Genomic DNA, 20,322 nt, shown 5'->3' with positions numbered 1-20,322 from the left:
CTAAAGGCTTACTGAACTAAAACTACTGAGACGATGATTTCAGTAGTTTTTTTGTTTTCCGCTCATGGTAAATGTTGAATTTTCTAGGCGAAACAGGTCCATATGTACACAGCGGGAAAACCGTCTACAGCTATGTTTTGCAGTGGCAACCGTATTAAAGGATGGATATAAGTTACTTGGAATCCAACACCGGAAAGTATGTAATTAGATAAAGGCTAGTTGGAGACCATTATTCAAAACAAAAGGATTCGTAAAGGAAGTCCTTTTGTTTATTTATGGTCGATGCAAATTCAATAATTTTAACTAAAAACTTTACATTCTTTTAGAAGTTTACCTTCACTGATCCATAATTCAACCATGTGATTAAAGAAATCTGGCATTGCTAAAGAAACACCATGTCCGACTTCAGGTAAAATAACACCAATACAATTTGAATTGGCTTTTACAATATCTTTTGCAGATTTTTTCATAATAGCTTTTTCCTTTTCACCTACTGTAACTAATATTTTTGCGGATGCCTTTCTAAAGTCTTCAGGTATTGTAAAGGACATGTTTTCTTCAAGTACTCTAGCAAGGGTGTCTAACTTTATTTGACAACTTTCTTCATAATATTTCTCGAAATTGTCATTACTTATATACATGGACTTTGCTTGAAGTTTAGAAAACGATTTCTTTTTTATTAATGGAAAAGTTAATCTAAGAGCAGGTTTTATTAATTTTTTAATATGAGAAAGGGGTCTGACAGCAGCACTATTTATAATTGCAACATCAACTAATTCTGGGTTTGAGCTTAATAATTGGATAATTACTTGTGCACCTAAAGAAAAACCTATTAGAATTACTTTCTTACCATCGGCTTTTGCTTCAATTAATTTAATTACCTCTTCTGCGCTTCTTTTTATAGAAAAGTGAATTTCATTATTGTTTAACCCATGTTCGGGCATGTTTGGAACTATGCAATGATAATGAGTAAAATATTGAATTTGTCTACCCCACATCCAATTGCTTACTCCGCCGCCGTGTAAAAAAATTATGAGAGAAGCACTTTTATTACCGTATTCTTGATAATGTAATGACAATTAGTTCAACCCTTTTCTATATAACAATTTATTTCTTACTATTTAATAATTCTTCCAATGTATTATAAAAACCTTCCCATTAGTGTTTTTCAAAGTGATTTATCAATATTACTAAAGAAAAATAGTTAAATATTAAATCGCCATTGTATCCACTCATTAACTATGCGAAAATTTATTAGAATATTGGAAAAATAAGGAGTGGGATTATGTGGGAACAGCAGCTAATTGAAACAACGCGAGGAGTTTTCGAAGTTTTTACAAAAGGCGAGGGGAAACCGCTCTGTGTGACGCATTTATACAGTGAATTTAACGAAAATGGTAATCGGTTTGCGGAAATGTTTACCCCGTATTATAAAGTGCATTTAGTGAATTTGCGTGGCTGTGGAAAATCAACGGATGATGTGTCTGTCTTTAATTATGGTATGCAGGATAGCGTAGAAGATCTGGAGGCTATCCGCGCAGCATCAGGTTATGACGCATGGGGCTTTGCGGGGCATTCAACAGGAGGGATGCTGGCATTAGATTATGCTATTTTGCATCCGAAAAGTGTGGAATTTATCGTCGCTGGCGGTCTTTGTGCTTCTGCGGAATATATGCATCATCCTGCGAGCATTTACTGCAAGGAAAATCCGAACAACAAAAGAATACTTGAAATTTTAACAATGCTGGGTGATCCAACATCAACAATCGAGCAAAGAAGAGCTGGCTCTAAAGAATGGGCGCTTATGTCGTTATATAAAGAACAGAGCTATGAAAATATGATAAGCCGTCCGAACAGCGGGAAAACCGTTTCGAAAAGACTGGATTATTTTTCGTATAAAGAGCTGCCAGAATTCGATTTGCGACCGGAATTACCAACAGTGAAAACAAAAGCTTATATTTATGGCGGGTTATATGATGCGCAATGTCCATATGAATTTGCAGTGGAAGCAGCGGATTTATTGGCGAATGCGACATTGACGACCTTTGCAGAAAGCAACCACAATCCGTTTATTGAGGAAGAAGAAAGGTTCTCGGAATTTGTGCGGAATCTATCTCAGGTTCATTCCCTGCGATAAATAGCGGGAATATTCGTTCAAATACAGTGAAAAGGGAGAATCATATGGAAGAAATAATATTAGAAAATGACATCATCAAGTTAAGACCAGTCCAATTAAGTGATATCGAAGCGATCACAAATGCCGCGAATGATGAGCGGATTTGGGAGCATATGTCGGTAACATTGCTTTCAAAAGAAGGGGTACAAAACTATATTGAAAATGCGATTAAAGAGCGGGAAAAAGGGATTTCGTATATGTTTGCGATCATCGATAAAAAAACAGACGAAATTGTAGGCTGTACATCTTTTCTTGATATTTCATTTCCCCATAAACGGCTGGAAATAGGGGCTACTTGGTATAATACGAGTGTTTGGCGTTCTGCGATTAATACAAATTGCAAGTTTCTATTGTTTCAATATTGTTTTGAAGTCCTTAAATTAAATCGTATTCAAATAAAAACAGGGCACGAAAACTACCGTTCACAGAAAGCCATCGAACGCATTGGCGCAGTGAAAGAAGGCGTTTTGCGCAATCATATGATTCGAAAAGAAGGAAGCATTCGTCATACCGTTATGTATAGTGTCATTTTGGAAGATTGGGAAAAACTTAAAGATATGTTCATCGATCGCTTATTAAAATATTGAAAATTTGCAGGACCATCAATAGTATTGATAATAATTTATAATAAAATCACATTTTTTCAAGCCATTTAACACGAATTGTGTGGAATAAACGAACATTATCGTGTCATATCCCATATTTTCATATACAATGAGAGAAGTTAATCTTTAATGGGGAATTCTTATCCTGTTAAATTTAGATAGATTCGGTGTAGGTGAAAAATTTGGAACGAACGAAAACATATATAAGTATAGATATAGAAGCCGCTCTTATACGCGGTAAACAGTATATTATTGAGATTGGTGCTGTTAAGTGGTTACCGGATGGTACGACAGAAACGTTTACACAGCTAATTCAGCCATATAAATTCAAAAAACTGAATGCGCATATTCAAAAGTTAACAGGTATCACTACAGAACAGCTAGTTGATGCCCCTTCTTTTAAAGAAGCTTTTAATAAGTTTAAACGCTGGTGCAAGCAGGATTATGTATTTTTGACATTTGGCGAATTTGATCGGAAAGTGCTTGAAGAAGAGCTGTCGCGCAATTACTTAAAAAATGATTGCTTATATCCAATGATCGATTTTCAGCAAAAATATATGATTGCCAATGGTTTAAAAGAGCAGCCTTCATTAGGAGGATTAATGGCACAGCTTGGTTTGGAAAACGAAACACAGCACCGTGCTTTAGCCGATGCGGCAAGTCTGCTCTCAATCTTTGTTAAAGTTGATGGAGATCAGCTAATTGAACAGCAGCAAACAAATGATTTTATTTTATTGCTGACAAATTTTAGAATGCTGGAAACGACATACGAACTAGTCATTTCTGCGACAAATTGCAAAGTCGAGGGTGATTGCATAACGGTTGAATCAATGAAAACTTTCCGTGATGAGCTTCCATTTACTGTTCAAATGATTGAACGTCAAGGGGAAGACGGGGAAACAACGATAATGGAAAAGATTTCGATTAAACCGAATGCGCAGGCAAAACAGTTCTTGCAGCAAATTTCCGAGAATATGAACGGGAAAATCTTAATTTCACGAACGGCATTACGTTCAATGTCAAAAATATTGAAATTACATCAAGTAACTTTACCAAAAACAGAAGTAATGACATTAGTAAATTTATTGAAAAAAGAAGAGATTATTGCAAGATTTAATTTGGATGATGAACCAACCAATACATATGAGGCAAGGGTTCTGCATTTGCTTAATAAGTATGAGCATATGTTTGTTGCTGAGTTTTATAAACGGGCATTAATCGAGAAAAATATAATACAAGTATAATAAATTCTCCGTTTTTAGGAGAATTTTTTCTTTAATGCCGACTCCTATTACGTTATGATAGGGGGGTACGAATCACTCGTGGGATAATAAAGGAGATTAATTTATGTCAGCATGGATCGGAATTGATACAGGGGGTACGTTAACGAAGCTTGCCTATTTAGATGAACGTCAGGAGCTTAAATTAACGGTCTTTCCATCTAACGAAATGCATTTAGTAAAAGAATGGTTGGAAAATCATCCTCAAGTGGAAGAAATCGGCTTAACTGGAGGACGCACAGAGCAATTGCTGGACGTTTTAAAGACGATGAAGTCGATTGAATATATTGTAGAATTTGAAGCAACTTTAAAAGGTGTGCGCTATTTGCTGGAGAAAGAAGGCCACACAATAGATCAAAGTATCATTACAAATATCGGTACGGGTACATCGATTCATTATATGGATGGCAATACTCATGCCAGAGTTGGCGGTACTGGAGTAGGCGGTGGTACCCTGATTGGACTATCAACGATTATGACCGGAATTTCAGATTTTGATGAGATAAAAGCAAACGCTTTCAAAGGAAAGCGGGAAGGCATAGATTTACTCGTAAAAGATATCTATCAAGGAATGGATACACCGATTGACGGGAATTTAACAGCCAGTAATTTCGGAAAGGTCGGGATTACCGATCAACGTGAATTTGAACAAAATAATGTACTGGCAACAACACAGGGTCTCATCGGTGAAGTGATTTCCACGTTAAGTATTCAGCTTGCCGTACAGCATGAGACAGAGCATATCGTATATATAGGATCAACGCTGATCGACAATGAACAGCTTGTAAAGGTAATTGAACATTATACTATATTAAAAAAACATAAACCTATTTTCTTAGAGGATTGCGGATTTTCCGGTGCAATTGGTGCATTGTTGAATATTCGTGAGCACAGCAGAAAATAAAGGACAGCATTTAGGCTAGCAACATAGTTTAAATGCTTCTTTTTTGCCATTTTTATCTCAATTACTTTACTTAGGTTTTTAGGAAGCGTAGAATGGGAAAGTAAATTATTTAGTTAGGTAAATAAGGAGTGATTGCGATGAATCCGTTATTTCATATATTTTTTCAGCAAAATCGTTATTTAGTAAATCAGTTAAATGATGTTTTAAAACAGCATGGACTATTCAGCTCACAATGGACGGTTCTTTTTTTATTGCATCAAAACGGACCAATGACACTCACAGCTATATGGAAATACCTTGATGTAGAAGCGCCAACTGTTACGCGAACAGTCACTCGTCTGGAGACGCTTGGATGGGTGGAGAGAGTTCACGGAGCGGATAAACGTGAAAAAATGATTGATTTAACGACCAAAGCAATTGAACAATTTCCTCAAATAGAAGCATCCGTCGTTTCGTTCGAGAAAAAAATGACTGATAATCTGTCTGAGGAAGAACAGGTGCTCCTAATTCACTTACTAAAAAAGATGGAAGGTTAGAATAAATGGAGCTTCAAGAACAAACAAATAAAATTTTCACGAAACGATTTATTAGTCTATTCTTTACAAATATGTCCATATTCCTTGTGTTTTACGGATTAATCACAACATTGCCATTATATGCTATCGGCGAGTTAGGGAAATCGGATGACGATTCCGGACTCCTTGTCACGGTATTTTTAATTTCAGCGATTATCGTTCGTCCATTCAGCGGAAAACTGCTAGATCTCTTTGGCAAGAAGCGATTGTTGATTTTAAGTCTTGTACTTTACTTTGCATGCACAGTGTTGTACTTATTTTTTAAACCTTTTCTGCTTTTGCTTGCACTTCGTTTTTTCCAAGGGATATGGTTTAGTATTGCAACGACTGCATCGGGCTCTTTAGCAGCCGATATTATTCCGAAAAGACGTAAAGGAGCAGGATTGGGCTATTTTGCAATGTCTACGAACTTAGCTGTCGTATTCGGTCCTTTTATTGGGTTGCTCATTATTCAATATTCAGGATTTGATATGCTATTTATCGTATTATCTGTATTGGTGGCAATTGGTGGTTTACTGGCATTGACTATTCAAACAAAGGACTTGCCAAAACCAGTAGTAACAGACCGCAGCTTTAAATTTTCATTTAATGATTTATTTGAACGAAGTGCCTTGCCACTTGCCGCGTTAGCTAGCTTGATCGCGTTTTCTTATGCGAGTGTTCTGTCGTTTCTATCTCTGTATGCCGAGCAGAAAGACTTGCTGAGTGTTGCAAGTTATTTCTTTGCGGTATTTGCAGTTGCAATGATTTCGGTTCGTCCGTTTACAGGAAGAATCTATGATACAATAGGCGCAAAATTTGTTATTATTCCGTCCTTCTTTATTTTTGCATTAGGGCTGATTATTCTAGGGAATGCAGATCAGGAAATACCGTTCTTATTATCGGCGATCTTTATCGGTGCAGGGTACGGTACGTTAACAACAAGTTTCCAGTCACTCTGTATCCAGTCAACATCGATCCAGCGCAGCGGCTATGCAACGGCCACTTATTTTACGCTGTTTGACATAGGGATTGCTATCGGGTCATATTTATTGGGGATGGTAGCAGTGAAACTTGGCTATGAATTTGTATATTACATTGCGGCATTCATCATCATTGTCGTATTTGCGCTTTATATGCTGGTACTTAATCGTCAAAAACACAAAATTGAACAATAATAAAAACGATTCATCGTTCCATTAGTGGGATAGATGGATCGTTTTTTGCCACAATTAGTTTTAGAAGTTTTCGGTTTAAAATATGGATCGAATAGCGAATGTAGAAGGTAAATTATATTACGTTCTTTCCAGTGGTACACGTATCTAATTATTTTTTAAAATCGCTTCACGTGCAAGAACGTCCGCTGCTTTGTTTTCTTTATCGGGAATCCACTTTATGAAAAATAGGTCAAATTGTTCGATTAAAGCGAGTGCCTGCTCTAAATAAGGTTTGAATTCCTCGTTTTTCACATATGCTTTGTCGATTGAGCTTACGACTATTTTTGAATCCGAGCGCATTGAAACAAACGATGAACCGATTTTCAATGCTTCTTCCAAACCACGTAAAAGCGCAGTAAATTCGGCTTGATGATTATTTGTGATGCCGATTGGTTCACTGATTTTTACTTGCTGACCTTCACCTTTTATAAAGATCCCAATTCCGCTTGGACCGGGATTGCCGGCACTGGCGCCATCTATATAGACTTCTAACATAATTTCGCTCCTTTTATGTTCTGTTCGTTTAAGTATAACAAATACATGTAAGTTGGAGAAAATAAAAAAATAGCGTACAATAGTAAAACAAATTATCGGGAGGTACATGACTTGAATAAAGTAGATGTTATGAAAGATATTGATGAATTAATGGATATGTACTGCGCTGATTGTCTAGTCATTCAGGACCTTCGCAAAGAACGCGGTAAACATGGTGCACACCGTTTCTGCATTGAATCTTGTACGGTAGGGGAACAGCTTCAGTTTCTTGGTAAAGAAATAATGAAAGTTTCCGAAAAATAATAATTTTAGAACATTGTTCTTACTATTGAATAATAATGTTTTTTTGATATAATAATTAAGTATTTCTTATTTACCTAGTATAAATCTCTGGTACAGATTTATTTTATAATAGGTAAATGACTTCAGCGGAGTGGTTACCGTTGAAAAATTTCTTTATTTTTAAATCCTTTTTATAGCTGAAAAGGGGGAGACAACTTGTAATGTGTAGCGCATAACTACTATATTACAAGTTGTTTTTTTATTGTCTTATTTAGATCAGCGCAAAATAAAAAGCTACTTTCGACGTCTCGAAAGTAGCTTTTTGCATTTATTAACTATTAACAAGTTGCTTTTCATTATAGAAAGCATTTAATTCTTGATAATATTTATTTAAAGATGATGGAGAAACACTAAAGCTTTCGCCGATTTCTTTAACAGTGAATTTTTGATCGAATAAATCATTATCCTGACCGAATCTTACAGCACCAGCTGCGATAGCGCCTGCCTTACGAGCTGTAGGCTGCTTTTCGACTAAGTAATCTTCAACGATTGCTACGAAGCTCTCGTTGGTGATTGCTTTTTCCGCCATAAATGCTTTTAACTGTTCCACGACTTCCTGCTCGAAAGGTGTAAACTCTTCCCCTTCATAGCCGTTTTCAACTAGACCTTCCCATAATAATAAATGGTTTTCTTTTGTGAATTGCTCAACAGGTAAACGGCTTGCTTTGTAAGCTTCTGTAAACTGTTCAAAAGAAATCGCATGTTCTTTATGGAAGAAGATTAGTGTAGAGACAGCTAATACGTGGTTTTCCTTGTTTGAACCATCCGGTAATAAAAAGGCGAACACACGCATTCCTAGAGGGATTGATTTGTGGCTTTCACGTTGAATATGATATGTTGTGCCAGTTAATGCAGAGATAGCTGTAAAGTAATCATCTTTCACATCATCAACAGTACCGATGAAGAAAATCGGCTGTTCCCATGATTTCAATAATTCCATCATAGATGGGCGAAGCACTTTTTTAGCTGTTTTTGCTAAAAAGTTCTGCCAAATATCAGGTCGTTGATGGAAGAAATATTCGTCCAAAGCAACGGCTTCCACTAATTCCTTGTGTAATTTCTTTTCTAATTTCGGTGCCCAATTTCGAACCAATTCCATAAATTCACGGATATCTTTTCGTTCTGGGTAATTACTATAGAAAGTTTGTAATACGTTTTCAATTTCTTCCTGGAAAACGTTTTGTGAAGTTACTTGATTTTTTCCTTCACAACATTTTTTGTATTTTTTTCCACTACCGCATAGACATGGGTCATTACGTCCAATCATTGTAACACTTCCTTTAATACAACTTTTAAATACTAATGTCGCAGTATTGCTACTAATAATAATAACGTCAGATTGTTATTATGAAAACTGATTATGTTTTTAGAACTATCAGAAAAATTGTTGCATTTTACATTATATTAAACTTTACATAAAAATAGAACAATAATAGAGTTAATTCTATCAATAATTTATAAAAAAAGAGACATGGCACGCTCGATGCGATGTCTCTTCCTATTATAACGTAGTTTCAGAGTGAGTAGGTGCTGGGATTTTTTTCATTGCTATAAATTGTTCGAGTTGAGCAACACTATTCCCGATTAAAATAAATGCGCCACCAATCACAAGTTGTGCAGTTAATCCTTCCCCTAGGAAAAGCATCGCGAATATGGCTGCAAAAATAGGTTCAAGAGAAAAGATCAGCCCTGTATGTGTAGGTGAAGTATATTGTTGTACAACAGCTTGCGCGATAAAACAAAACGCGGTACAAATAATACCTAACCCAAGTACAGCAATCCAACTAGAAGAATTGGACGGGAACATTGGAGATTCGAACATTATTGTAAATACTGCTCCAAACAATCCGGCAATACCTAATTGATATACTCCATAAGAAATGGATTCAACGTTTTTAGTAAACTTACTATTTAATATTAAATAGATTGAATAGCAAACTGCTGCGATCGCAACCAATATATCTCCAGTCTGAAACGTCATAGAGTCTTTCATTGTCAAAACGGTAATTCCGATCATTGTAGCAACAACAGCGAAGCTCACTGCTCGTGAAGGGAGCCGTTTTTCAATAAAGCTTGTCATGATCGGTACTAAAACAACTGTTAAACTAAGTATAAATCCTGCATTACCAGCTGAAGTTGTTTTTAGACCTAACAAAGATAAGGCGAAAATTGTAAACAATAAGAAGCCTTGAACCGATGCATATAAAATCGTTTTAATATTCACATGCAACATCTTCGGTAAAAAGATTAGCCCTGCAATGATAAATGCGATTAAGCATCGAAGTGCTACAACATTAAAAGCTTCTAAACTTTCCAGTCCCATGACCATAAACGTATAGGAAAGCCCCCAAAACATTGTAACAATCACCATTAAAATATTTGCTTTACCTTGTAAACTCAAAGATGTCACCACATTTCTAAAAAGTAAGTTTTAAATAATCAGTAAAAATATGTATAAGATTAATAGATTTAAAATATCGTATCATCTATAAATCCGATCTGTTATAAAACAGTATAAACAGGAAGTTGTGATTAGTAAAACGAATGTTTATAATGAATGATATGAAAAAAATTCATGTTTAAAATTGATTAGTGGAGTGAATTATCATGAGTTTAGTCAAGTACGAAATTTTAAATAAAGTGGCGGAAGTACATAGCTTTACAAAAGCGGCCTCGGTTCTAGGGCTTACACAATCAGCTGTAAGTCATGCAGTATCAAGTTTGGAAAAGGAATTTGGTTTTAATTTAATTCACCGTAACCGTACAGGAGTAACATTGACAGAAGACGGTATAAAAATGCTTTATGAAATGCGCAAAGTATTATTGGCGGAAGAACATCTGCAACAGACTGCGTCGAACATTTTAGGGGTCAGCCAAGGGACAGTGCGAATTGGGCTAATTTCGACGATTTCTACACATTGGATGCCAAACATCATTCATATTATGGATTCAGAATATCCGGGAATTCGGATTGAATTGCGTGAAGGGGATTACTACGAAATAGAACAGTGGCTATTACAAGGTGAAGTCGACTGCGGATTTTTAAACCGGACAAGCTCCAAGCAGTTCGAATTTATGCCGTTAAAACGGGATCCTTTGTTATGTATTGTGTCGTCGCATAGTCCGCTATATGATAGAGAAGAGATCGATTTATTTGAAATTGAAGAAACGCCGATTATAATGCCTTCCTATAAAGGGACGAATGATGTGATGACGACATTTGAAAAATATGGTGTATATCCGAATATACGTTTTGAACTTTATGACGAAAAGGCCATAGTATCAATGGTGGAACATAATCTAGGCATTAGCATACTGCCTGAAATGGCGATTTCAATGTTGCCGGATACTGTAAAAGCGCTGCCTCTTGTACAGGAAAGTTACCGAATCCTCGGGCTGTCGACAAAGCAGAAGCTGTCACCGGCATCGCAAAAATTTGTAGAAATATTAAAACAGTGGCTGGAAAACGAAGAACAGTAAAAGGGGAAACAACTATGCTAACAGGGAAAAAAGTTTTAATTACGAGTGGCGGGACATTTGAGAAATGGGATAATGTTCGAGGCCATACGAATTTATCAAAAGGAACGATGGGGTGTTATTTAGCAGAAGCAGCGCTTGAAAAAGGTGCGAACGTCATTTATATGCACGGCGTATTTACACAGCTGCCGGAACACCAAAACGAAATGCAACTCATTAAATTTGAAGGGATCGAGGATTTAGGCGATAAGCTGAAAACAATTCTTGAAACCGAGCAAATCGATTATGTCATTATGGCGGTGGCAGGCTCTGACTGGCTTATTGACAAAGTGTTCGATCAGCAAGGGAATGAACTGACTGAAAAAGGGAAAATGCCTTCGGATGAACCTCCGATTATCCATTTTAAAAAAGCGCCGAAAATTTTGGCCCAAATTAAAAACTGGTCGCCAGGTACGACATTAATCGGCTTTAAATTGGAAGCGACAGAAGACGAATCGTTTTTATTGGAAAGAGCTTCTGCAAGAATGGAAACTGCAAAAGCGGATTATATGGTCGCAAATAGTTCCAAATCTTTGTACGGTGCAATGGAGCCTCATTATATTATTCATAACTCCGGGAAGACCGTTAAAGTTGACGGAAAAATGGCAGCTGCAACGGAATTAATTAATGTCATCTCTTAAATAATGATTGCTCATTTTTCAAATGCCTTTATATGTTATGATTTAGAATATTTAATTTATTTAATAGTGAAAAGGGGTTGAAGCATGTACCAGTTCGATCATCTCGTCCATTTTGTCCCTTATCCAGAGCAGACATTGTTAAAACTCAAAGAAGAAGGTCTCCATGTTGTCAATGGAGGAAGTCATGAAGCGTGGGGTACATATAATACACTAAGCTATTTTGATTTGGCTTATATTGAATTAATCGGCATTGAAAATGAGGAAAAGTTTCAGGAAGCAGCCAAAAAGAAGTATTCACTACATGCGAGCTACAAAGAAAATCGCCGACGTGATGGATTGACACGTTTTGCTGTTCGTACAACGACAATCGAAGAAGACGCGAAGTTATTCGCTAAAGCCGGTTTGGAAGTAGTTGGACCGGAGCGTTATTCCCGAATACGGGAAGACGGCTCTGAAGTAAGCTGGCAACTGCTTTATATTGGTCATCCGAAATCGAAAATTGAATTTCCTTTTTTCATTCAATGGGATGAAGCGGATACACTTCGACGCAAAGAACTGACGGACCGCGGTATTATAGCGCAACATCCGTTAGGGAATTTAACGCTTCAGGCTGTCCATTTTGTTGTACCGAATTTTGATGCAGTGGAGCAAATTGCCCAACTATGTGGTGCGACAATTTTAAAAAAGGTCAATGAGGAAGAGAATGTAGAATACTCGATTATTCTGCTTGATGAAGTGAAGCTTATATTTGTCAAGCCAATCGGTGAAGGAGTCGTCTGGGATTATATGCTCGAACAAGGCTACGGCATAAAAAAGGTTGTCATATCAGGCGCGACAGAGCAAAAGTATTTTACAATTGATGGCGCACAATACGAAATTAATAAGAAATAAAAAAAGCTGTAAACGATGAAAATCTTTCGTTTACAGCTTTGTCTATTTTTTTATAACATTCGCTGCCTGTGGACCCCGGATACCATCGACTAAATCGAATTCAACCACTTGTCCTTCATCCAGTGAACGAAATCCTTCTTCTTGTATGCCAGTAAAGTGTACAAAAACATCTTCACCATCTGCAGATTCTATAAATCCATAACCTTTTTCATTATCAAACCATTTTACAGTGCCTTGGTGCATCCGCTTTCTCCTCCGATACTGTCAAAATCAATTGATGAAACATAAAGATTCCAGAATATTACGAATAAACTATATCCTATAAAGATAAGAACTGTCAATAATTTGTCGATTTACATCGCTTTTTATATTTATTAATTCAGACAAAACAGACTATAATAAAGTGACTACATATAGAAAGCAGGGCAAAGCATGACAACAACTACGAAAAAACCATTATCAGATATTGAAATAGCCAACAAAGCGACAATGAAGCCAATTTTGGAAATTGCTGAAGATGCACAAATTCCATTAGATGCGGTTGAACAATATGGTCGCTTTAAAGCAAAAATTGATACAAGTAAAATTAGTGGTGAAGCAACGGCAAACGTGGTGCTTGTAACAGCGATTAGCCCTACACCAGCAGGAGAAGGAAAATCAACGGTAACTATCGGTTTGGCGGATGCATTGCACCAATTGGATAAGCGAGTAATGGTCGCTTTACGGGAGCCTTCATTAGGTCCGGTAATGGGTGTGAAGGGCGGCGCTACTGGCGGCGGATATGCACAAGTATTGCCGATGGAGCAAATCAATTTGCATTTCAATGGCGATTTCCATGCGATTACGACTGCAAACAATGCATTATCTGCATTGATTGATAATCATATCCAACAAGGGAATGCATTGAACATTGATCCAAGACGAATTGTCTGGAAGCGTGTACTGGACTTAAATGACCGTGCACTGCGCCATGTAACGGTCGGGTTAGGTGGTCCGATGCAAGGCGTACCTCGTGAAGACGGATTTGATATTACAGTAGCTTCTGAAATTATGGCCATTTTCTGTTTAGCAACAGGCATGAAAGATTTGAAACAGCGTTTGGCACGTATTGTAATTGGTTATACGTACGACCGGAACCCGGTAACAGTTGGTGACTTACAAGTAGAAGGAGCACTCGCCCTTATTTTAAAGGAAGCAATGAATCCAAACTTGGTTCAAACAATTGAAGGCACACCGGCCCTGATCCATGGAGGACCATTTGCCAATATTGCCCATGGATGTAATTCGATTACAGCTACGCAAACAGCACGTAAGCTTGCAGATATTGTTGTAACAGAAGCAGGATTTGGTTCCGATTTAGGGGCGGAGAAGTTTTTAAATATTAAAGCACGTGAAGCAGGATTTAAACCGAGCGCTGTTGTTATTGTTGCGACAATTCGTGCACTGAAAATGCATGGCGGTGTAGCAAAGGCTAACTTAGTGGAAGAAAATGTGGAAGCATTAAAACAAGGTATTGCCAATTTAGCACAGCATGTAGCCAATGTTCGTAACTTTGGACTGGAGCCGGTAATTGCTTTAAACCGATTTATTACGGATACTGAACAGGAACTGAAAGCTGTTTTACAATGGGCCGCAGCAAATGAAGTTCGGATTGCCCGTACGAATGTTTGGGAAGAAGGCGGTAAAGGCGGTATTGAGCTTGCCGAAAAAGTACTCGAAGTAATTGAACAGCCGAATACTTTCCACCATTTATATGATTTGCAAGAAACCGTGGAACAAAAATTAACGAAAATTGTACAACAGGTGTATGGTGGTGCAGGTGTGCAATTAACGGATGCTGCGAAAAAACAGTTAGCAGTCATCGAAAAAAATGGGTGGGACACTTTGCCGATCTGTATGGCGAAAACACAATATTCATTATCGGATCAACCAAGCTTAGTAGGCAGACCAACCGATTTCGTTGTTACAATTCGTGAAATTCTTCCAAAGTTAGGTGCGGGATTCCTTGTTTGCTTAACTGGGGATATTATGACAATGCCAGGCTTGCCAAAACAGCCGGCAGCACTGAATATGGATGTGGCTGACGACGGAAGTGCACTTGGATTATTTTAAAATGAAAATATATAGCGACCGACAAGAAATTTCTGTCTGAGGACAAAATAACGCAGGAGCGATTAGTAAAAGTAAAAAGAAACGTATTCGTTTGATTATTCATTCGAATACGTTTCTTTTATTTGCTGTGAATATTTAGTTTGAATTTACGTTCGTCCATTAAAACATGATTTGTAGAAGGTTAGTCGCAATCATAAAAGTGGCACTTAATCCGTATGCAACCGATCCAATTAAAATTGGTGAAATAACAATTAGTCCCTTACGTTGACTTTCATTCATATTTGGTGCTACAGCTTGCATCATTCTTTGCATAATTAACACTCCTTTTTCCTGTTTTATGTTTTCTTATTTCTAGTATATGTCACAAATTTGTAAAAAACAAGCATTTAGTTCACATTTTGGACAAAAATTATCTCCGCATAATGAAGGATACTTGATTTTTCGTGTAAAAGTTGCTAAGAGGGGGTTAGGGCAAGAGTGGGGAAGTCGAATCTTTTAGCAATAAACATGTCAAATAACTGAAGTCATCCCACTTCTCGTGGTAATATAATTATGTAAACTATAAAAAGAAAATGGTGAATGTAACATGTCCGAAGTAATCGTACGTTGTGAACAATTAGTAAAAGGAATTTATGAAACAATGGATGCAAGCCATGATTTTCAACATATTGAGCGTGTCTATCAAAACGCTATGACAATCCTGAAATCAGAACCTTTAGCAAGTGGAAAAATCGTGAGTTTAGCCGTGCTGCTGCATGATGTCAGTGACGAAAAATATGCTGTTGATAAACAGCAGGAGCAGCGAATCCTGGATGAACTTGATTTAACGGATGAGGAAAAACAACATATCCAAACGGTTATTGCAGAGGTTTCATTTAATGGGGGCAATGAACGGGATATTACAACAGTAGAATCAAAAATCGTTCGCGATGCAGACCGGTTGGATGCAATAGGTGCGGTTGGGATTGCGCGTACGTTCGCTTACGGTGGTGCGAAGGGACGTAAGTTATATGATGATGCTGAAGAAGTGCGCGTAAATATGACGAAAGAACAATATCGCAGTCAATCCACAGCGTCTGTTACGCACTTTTATGAGAAGCTTTTATTATTGAAGGATTTAATGGTAACTGCAAAAGGGCGCGAAATGGCTGAAGAACGTCATGCCTTTATGGTACAATTTTTAGAGCAGTTAAAAAAAGAAAGAGACGGGATTTCATGAGTCATTTAATCGTATCAAATCTAACAAAAACAGTTGGCGATAAAACGCTATTTCAAAATATTGAATTTACCATTTATGAAGGCGAAAGAGCAGGCTTAATCGGGATAAACGGGACAGGGAAATCAACTTTATTATCGATTATCGCTAAAAAACAGGATGCGGATACAGTGGAATTTGACCATCCGAATAAGTACCGCATTGCCTATTTGGAACAAGATCCGCAATTTCCACAAGATTTAACGGTTTTACAAGCGGTATTTAGTGGAGATTCACCGATCTTACAATTAAACCGTGCGTATGAAGAGGCGGTAGCAGCATTGTCTCAAAATCCGCAATCTGAAAAGCTGCAAAATGAACTGTTTCGATTACAGCAGCTAATGGACACAGAAAATGCCTGGGACGTCAATGCATTGGCAAAGCAAGCATTAACAAAGCTTGGAATCGATATGTTTGATCAAGAAGTGACGAGTCTTTCAGGTGGACAGCAAAAACGTGTTGCATTGGCAAAAGTATTAATCGAACCGGCAGACTTGTATTTACTGGACGAGCCAACGAACCATTTGGATGTTACATCGACAGAATGGCTGCAAGAAATGGTATCACGTCTAAAAGGGGCCGTTATCTTTATTACCCATGACCGTTATTTCCTGGATGAAACAGCGACACATATATATGAATTGGCAGATAAAACGTTATACCGTCATACAGGATCGTATGGTGATTTTCTTGAATCAAGAGCAATTCGTGAAGAAATGAATGCAGCATCACAGGCCAAATTACGAAATCGTTATCGCTCAGAACTAAAATGGATTCGTCGCGGGGCAAAAGCGCGAACAACAAAGCAAAAGGCACGTATTCAGCGTTTCGAAACTTTGGATGAATCTATTGATCGCTCGAATGACCAGTCGGATCTTGAATTGGGATTGGCCACAACACGTTTAGGAAAAAAAGTGTTGGAATCAGATGGAATTTCCAAAGCTTACGGAGACCGTGTCATTATTCAGGATTTCGAATTTTTACTGCAGCACGGGGACCGTATTGGCATAATCGGTGCAAATGGCTACGGAAAATCGACACTCCTTAACATGATTGCAGGTGAAATTGAACCCGATAGTGGCGAGGTAATTGTCGGAACAACAGTAAAACGTCTTCATTTCAAGCAGGCACTGCCACCAATGAATGAAAATGCGCGAATGATCGATTATATTCGTGAAGCTTCGAATGATATTACCGATTCTGACGGGGTTTGCTACTCTGCATCTCAAATGCTCGAACGTTTTCTATTCCCGCTTAATACACACGGTACACCGATCAGCAAATTATCAGGCGGGGAACGCAAAAGGCTTCACTTGCTTCGTCTATTGATGGAACAACCAAACGTTTTGCTTTTAGATGAGCCGACGAATGATTTGGATATTGAAACATTGGGTGTACTTGAAGATTTTATCGAAAACTTCCCTGGCGTTGTCATTACAATCAGTCACGATCGTTTCTTCCTTGATCGTATTGCGAAAAAGCTGTGGATTTTGGACGGAAAAGGCGGCGTATCGGAAAGCTTGGATGTCTATACCGATTATTTAGCAAAACGCGATTCTGAACTGCAGCAGGAAGCGAAAGAAATGAAGCAGGAAAAGCCAAAAATTGAAAAACAGAAATCAGATAAGAAAAAGCTATCATTTAAAGAGCAGAAAGAATGGGAAACTATTGCTGATAAAATTGCTCAAGTTGAAGAAAAAATTATGACGGCAGAAGATGAAATTTCAACAGCAGGTTCGGATTTTACAAAACTTCAGCAACTGACGTCGGATTTAGAAAAGCTGAATCAGGAATATGAACAATTAATCGAGCGATGGAGCTATTTAGACGAAATTGCAAATGGATAGGAGCATAACAATGAAAATTTTATCTATTGAACCAACACCAAGTCCAAATTCAATGAAAGTAATTATTGATCAGGATTTACCATTTGGTAAAAGTTTTAATTATACGAAAGACAACATTGGTGATGCATCGCCTGAGCTGCAAGCCATCTTTGGAGTAGAAGGTGTAAAAGGCATTTATCACGTATCGAACTTCCTGGCGATTGAACGTAACGCAAAATTTGCATGGGAAAATATTTTAGCTGATATTCGTCGCGCAATTGGCGGAGAGGCAACTGAAAGCACGGAATATGAGATGAATGACCATTATGGGGAAGTAAATGTGCATGTTCAAATGTATAAAGCAATTCCATTGCAGATCAAAGCATTCGATGGTGAAGGGGAAGTGCGAATAAGCGCAGGAGACCGTTTCACAACAGCTTTCAAACGACTGCAATTCAGTGTGACTGACGAAAACTATATTTTTGAACGAAAATGGGTCGATTTCGGTGTTCGCTACGGTGATAAAGAACAAGTTGTACAAGAAGTGCTAAAAGAGGTGGATGCACTATATCCGCAAGATCGTGTTGAAACAATTGTTCAGTCAGCAAATGAACAAGTTGTCACAGCAGCTCAAGAGCGTAAAGAAGTGACATTGGAACAATATGAGCAGGTTGAAGATTGGCAGCAACGTTTCCAGTTGTTAGATCAATTACCGGATCCGGAAGTGAAGGATATACCGTTGTTCGAAAAAGCGCTGGAAGACGAGCAAATGTCTATCCGACGTCTTGCAACCGTTTATTTAGGAATGATTGAAGACATCGCGGTTGTACCAGCTTTAACGAAGGCATTGAATGATAAAAGTGCAGCCGTTCGCCGTACAGCGGGCGACTGTATGAGTGATTTAGGCTTACCTGAGTTTGAGCCAGCGATGATCGCTGCATTAGGTGACAAAAATAAACTTGTCCGCTGGCGTGCCGCTATGTACTTGTATGAAGTAGGTACGGAGCAAGCAATTGACGCATTAAAAGCAGCGAGCGAAGATAAAGAATTCGAAGTAAAGCTGCAAGCAAAAATGGCACTTGCCCGTATTGAAGGCGGGGAAGAAGCAAAAGGTTCTGTGTGGAAACAAATGACAGAAAGCCGTAAAGCTTAAAATTAAGCTGCTAACGTAAATAATCGTTAGCAGTTTTTTTATTTTAATTAAACATTATTTTTTAATCGAATGGCATAATTTGATAAAATGGTATATATTTAGGAATATACAAAAGAAAGGTGGGTCCATAATGGAGGAGCTATTGTTGAAAAATCCTAGCTCATTAAGTGATGAGCGTAAAGAGGCACTGTTAAATTTACTTTACTCCGAACATTGTAATGACTCCATACTATTAGAAAGTGATGATTTTTATTTATTTTTTCATGATATTTGGTCACTTTTTGAAATTGGGGAAGAGTACGAAAGCGAAATTGTAGAAGAAGATATTAGGCTGAAAGAATGGCGAATTTTCATATTGGAATTTTTCTCAGCTCGAAATTTAGAAAAATTGCACTTTGAGTACTTAACGAATTCCTCTGTAAAAAAATTTTTTGTAGCACTATACATATGGAAAAAAATTAAAAAAGATTATTTTTATGATATGCGTAAAGCGTTGAAAATCGAAAAATTAAAAACTGAATATGAAAAGGATGCTGATAATCAAGATATTAAGGATATTTATCATGAAATCCATTTAAAAATACAAAGCTATTGGTATATGAATTTATTTAAATTCAATTCCATTTATGACAGGATTTTAGAAGAAGTATTAGAAGAAACGAAAGCGGTTGAATTGCTCTTCGGTGACAATATATGGGAGACAATCAGCAATGATAATTTAAGAAAATTTATGAGTTATATTGAATCAAGACACTTTTCCGAAGTTTTGTTTTGGAAATCCAAATTTCAGACAGAACAATTTTTAGAAGTTGGTCTCGATCCGAACAGTACATATGTATTTTGTGTTCAAAAAGATATATCGATGAAACGTAGCCTTACTTTACAAAATGGATTGGCATTGGCCGTTTCGGAATTTTCACAACAACATGAGCACAATTTTGTTTTTTTATCATTCATTAAAGCAATCGATCAGGAAATGATTACACATAAAGAGTCGATAGATTTTAATCATTACTTCGAGCTGGATAAATCATTTGGACTTAAAACGGAACCGATTAATTATAAAGGCGTTATCAATTATGCCTTTACGATGTTAAAGTTAGAATTATCTCATAGCAATAGCGGTAAAATCTATTTAATCTGCAATGAATTACTATTTGACGATTTTCCTAATGAAGAAGATTGGATATCAGCCGTTACGCATTACAAAAAGTTGAAAAAGATTGAAATTGTCGTAATTTATATGGGCGATAAAACGAAACTCCAGCAAATATGGTTTGCAGATAAAATACTGATACCAAAACAACTGGCTCAGTTTAAATAGAAAAAAATAAACTCTAAATAGTGTGCGGATT

22 protein-coding genes are annotated in these 20,322 nt (G+C 37.2%); 16 read left to right on the top strand and 6 right to left on the bottom strand.

Annotated features, from left to right (window positions below; genetic code table 11):
• Window positions 1-64: 64 nt before the first annotated feature.
• Entirely contained in the window at window positions 65-208 is a 144-nt protein-coding gene (locus M3166_RS19500; RefSeq protein WP_353056556.1) for a DALR anticodon-binding domain-containing protein, read from the top strand.
• A gap of 91 nt (window positions 209-299) precedes the next feature.
• Here M3166_RS19500 and M3166_RS07110 read toward each other — a convergent pair whose 3' ends face one another.
• Complete coding sequence (locus M3166_RS07110; RefSeq protein WP_251688702.1) at window positions 300-1,079, bottom strand: alpha/beta fold hydrolase; 780 nt, start codon at window positions 1,077-1,079, stop codon at window positions 300-302.
• A gap of 206 nt (window positions 1,080-1,285) precedes the next feature.
• On the opposite strand from M3166_RS07110, the gene M3166_RS07105 reads away from it, so the two are divergent.
• From M3166_RS07105 to M3166_RS07080, 6 genes are all read left to right on the top strand, one after another.
• Window positions 1,286-2,137 carry an alpha/beta fold hydrolase gene (locus M3166_RS07105; RefSeq protein WP_251688700.1) on the top strand — a complete coding sequence of 284 codons (852 nt, stop codon included), beginning with the start codon at window positions 1,286-1,288 and terminating at the stop codon, window positions 2,135-2,137.
• Between the two features lie 44 nt (window positions 2,138-2,181).
• The gene (locus M3166_RS07100; RefSeq protein WP_251688698.1) at window positions 2,182-2,763 is read left to right on the top strand and encodes a GNAT family N-acetyltransferase; all 582 of its coding nucleotides are present in this window, start codon (window positions 2,182-2,184) and stop codon (window positions 2,761-2,763) included.
• A gap of 200 nt (window positions 2,764-2,963) precedes the next feature.
• Complete coding sequence (locus tag M3166_RS07095) at window positions 2,964-4,025, top strand: 3'-5' exonuclease (RefSeq protein WP_251688696.1); 1,062 nt, start codon at window positions 2,964-2,966, stop codon at window positions 4,023-4,025.
• A gap of 103 nt (window positions 4,026-4,128) precedes the next feature.
• Complete coding sequence (gene coaW / locus M3166_RS07090) at window positions 4,129-4,965, top strand: type II pantothenate kinase (RefSeq protein ID WP_014824241.1); 837 nt, start codon at window positions 4,129-4,131, stop codon at window positions 4,963-4,965.
• Window positions 4,966-5,102: 137 nt separating this feature from the next.
• Entirely contained in the window at window positions 5,103-5,501 is a 399-nt protein-coding gene (locus tag M3166_RS07085; RefSeq protein WP_014824240.1) for a MarR family winged helix-turn-helix transcriptional regulator, read from the top strand.
• Between the two features lie 5 nt (window positions 5,502-5,506).
• Window positions 5,507-6,697 carry an MFS transporter gene (locus tag M3166_RS07080; RefSeq protein WP_251688694.1) on the top strand — a complete coding sequence of 397 codons (1,191 nt, stop codon included), beginning with the start codon at window positions 5,507-5,509 and terminating at the stop codon, window positions 6,695-6,697.
• A 144-nt stretch (window positions 6,698-6,841) separates the two neighbouring features.
• Here M3166_RS07080 and M3166_RS07075 read toward each other — a convergent pair whose 3' ends face one another.
• The gene (locus tag M3166_RS07075) at window positions 6,842-7,231 is read right to left on the bottom strand and encodes a reverse transcriptase-like protein (protein ID WP_251688693.1); all 390 of its coding nucleotides are present in this window, start codon (window positions 7,229-7,231) and stop codon (window positions 6,842-6,844) included.
• A 111-nt stretch (window positions 7,232-7,342) separates the two neighbouring features.
• Here M3166_RS07075 and M3166_RS07070 point away from each other — a divergent pair, with 111 nt between their 5' ends.
• Window positions 7,343-7,534 (top strand): zinc-finger domain-containing protein, encoded by a 192-nt coding sequence (locus tag M3166_RS07070; RefSeq protein ID WP_008404740.1) that lies wholly within the window; start codon window positions 7,343-7,345, stop codon window positions 7,532-7,534.
• A 310-nt stretch (window positions 7,535-7,844) separates the two neighbouring features.
• Here the strand turns inward: M3166_RS07070 and M3166_RS07065 are convergent, their stop codons facing one another.
• Complete coding sequence (locus M3166_RS07065) at window positions 7,845-8,840, bottom strand: YecA family protein (RefSeq protein WP_251688691.1); 996 nt, start codon at window positions 8,838-8,840, stop codon at window positions 7,845-7,847.
• Between the two features lie 234 nt (window positions 8,841-9,074).
• Window positions 9,075-9,983 (bottom strand): DMT family transporter, encoded by a 909-nt coding sequence (locus tag M3166_RS07060; RefSeq protein ID WP_251688689.1) that lies wholly within the window; start codon window positions 9,981-9,983, stop codon window positions 9,075-9,077.
• Window positions 9,984-10,180: 197 nt separating this feature from the next.
• On the opposite strand from M3166_RS07060, the gene M3166_RS07055 reads away from it, so the two are divergent.
• The 3 genes from M3166_RS07055 (at window position 10,181) to M3166_RS07045 (ending at window position 12,621) form a co-directional block, all read left to right on the top strand.
• Window positions 10,181-11,053: a LysR family transcriptional regulator gene (locus M3166_RS07055; RefSeq protein WP_251688687.1), complete on the top strand. Its 873-nt coding sequence runs from the start codon at window positions 10,181-10,183 to the stop codon at window positions 11,051-11,053.
• Between the two features lie 14 nt (window positions 11,054-11,067).
• Complete coding sequence (locus M3166_RS07050; RefSeq protein ID WP_251688685.1) at window positions 11,068-11,730, top strand: phosphopantothenoylcysteine decarboxylase domain-containing protein; 663 nt, start codon at window positions 11,068-11,070, stop codon at window positions 11,728-11,730.
• 84 nt (window positions 11,731-11,814) lie between these two features.
• Window positions 11,815-12,621 carry a VOC family protein gene (locus tag M3166_RS07045; RefSeq protein WP_251688683.1) on the top strand — a complete coding sequence of 269 codons (807 nt, stop codon included), beginning with the start codon at window positions 11,815-11,817 and terminating at the stop codon, window positions 12,619-12,621.
• Window positions 12,622-12,663: 42 nt separating this feature from the next.
• Here the strand turns inward: M3166_RS07045 and M3166_RS07040 are convergent, their stop codons facing one another.
• On the bottom strand, window positions 12,664-12,864 hold the full coding sequence (locus tag M3166_RS07040) for a cold-shock protein (RefSeq protein ID WP_008404734.1): 201 nt from the start codon (window positions 12,862-12,864) through the stop codon (window positions 12,664-12,666).
• A 189-nt stretch (window positions 12,865-13,053) separates the two neighbouring features.
• Between M3166_RS07040 and M3166_RS07035 the strand changes: the two genes are divergently transcribed.
• Window positions 13,054-14,733: a formate--tetrahydrofolate ligase gene (locus M3166_RS07035; protein WP_251688681.1), complete on the top strand. Its 1,680-nt coding sequence runs from the start codon at window positions 13,054-13,056 to the stop codon at window positions 14,731-14,733.
• A gap of 159 nt (window positions 14,734-14,892) precedes the next feature.
• Here the strand turns inward: M3166_RS07035 and M3166_RS07030 are convergent, their stop codons facing one another.
• On the bottom strand, window positions 14,893-15,045 hold the full coding sequence (locus M3166_RS07030) for a hypothetical protein (RefSeq protein ID WP_008404730.1): 153 nt from the start codon (window positions 15,043-15,045) through the stop codon (window positions 14,893-14,895).
• A 274-nt stretch (window positions 15,046-15,319) separates the two neighbouring features.
• Between M3166_RS07030 and M3166_RS07025 the strand changes: the two genes are divergently transcribed.
• The 4 genes from M3166_RS07025 (at window position 15,320) to M3166_RS07010 (ending at window position 20,291) form a co-directional block, all read left to right on the top strand.
• Window positions 15,320-15,952, top strand: coding sequence for an HD domain-containing protein (locus tag M3166_RS07025; protein ID WP_251688679.1), 633 nt, complete (start codon window positions 15,320-15,322; stop codon window positions 15,950-15,952).
• Window positions 15,949-17,835 carry an ABC-F family ATP-binding cassette domain-containing protein gene (locus tag M3166_RS07020; protein ID WP_251688678.1) on the top strand — a complete coding sequence of 629 codons (1,887 nt, stop codon included), beginning with the start codon at window positions 15,949-15,951 and terminating at the stop codon, window positions 17,833-17,835. The genes M3166_RS07025 and M3166_RS07020 overlap by 4 nt, the downstream gene beginning before the upstream one ends.
• Window positions 17,836-17,845: 10 nt before the next feature.
• Window positions 17,846-18,967 (top strand): virulence factor, encoded by a 1,122-nt coding sequence (locus M3166_RS07015; RefSeq protein ID WP_251688676.1) that lies wholly within the window; start codon window positions 17,846-17,848, stop codon window positions 18,965-18,967.
• Window positions 18,968-19,097: 130 nt separating this feature from the next.
• On the top strand, window positions 19,098-20,291 hold the full coding sequence (locus M3166_RS07010; protein WP_251688674.1) for an aldehyde dehydrogenase: 1,194 nt from the start codon (window positions 19,098-19,100) through the stop codon (window positions 20,289-20,291).
• Window positions 20,292-20,322 lie beyond the last annotated feature (31 nt).

The organism is Solibacillus isronensis (genome assembly GCF_023715405.1).
In the GTDB taxonomy this organism is placed as follows: domain Bacteria; phylum Bacillota; class Bacilli; order Bacillales_A; family Planococcaceae; genus Solibacillus; species Solibacillus isronensis_B.
Note: the sequence above shows the minus strand (reverse complement) of the source record. Positions and strands in the feature narration are given on the sequence as shown.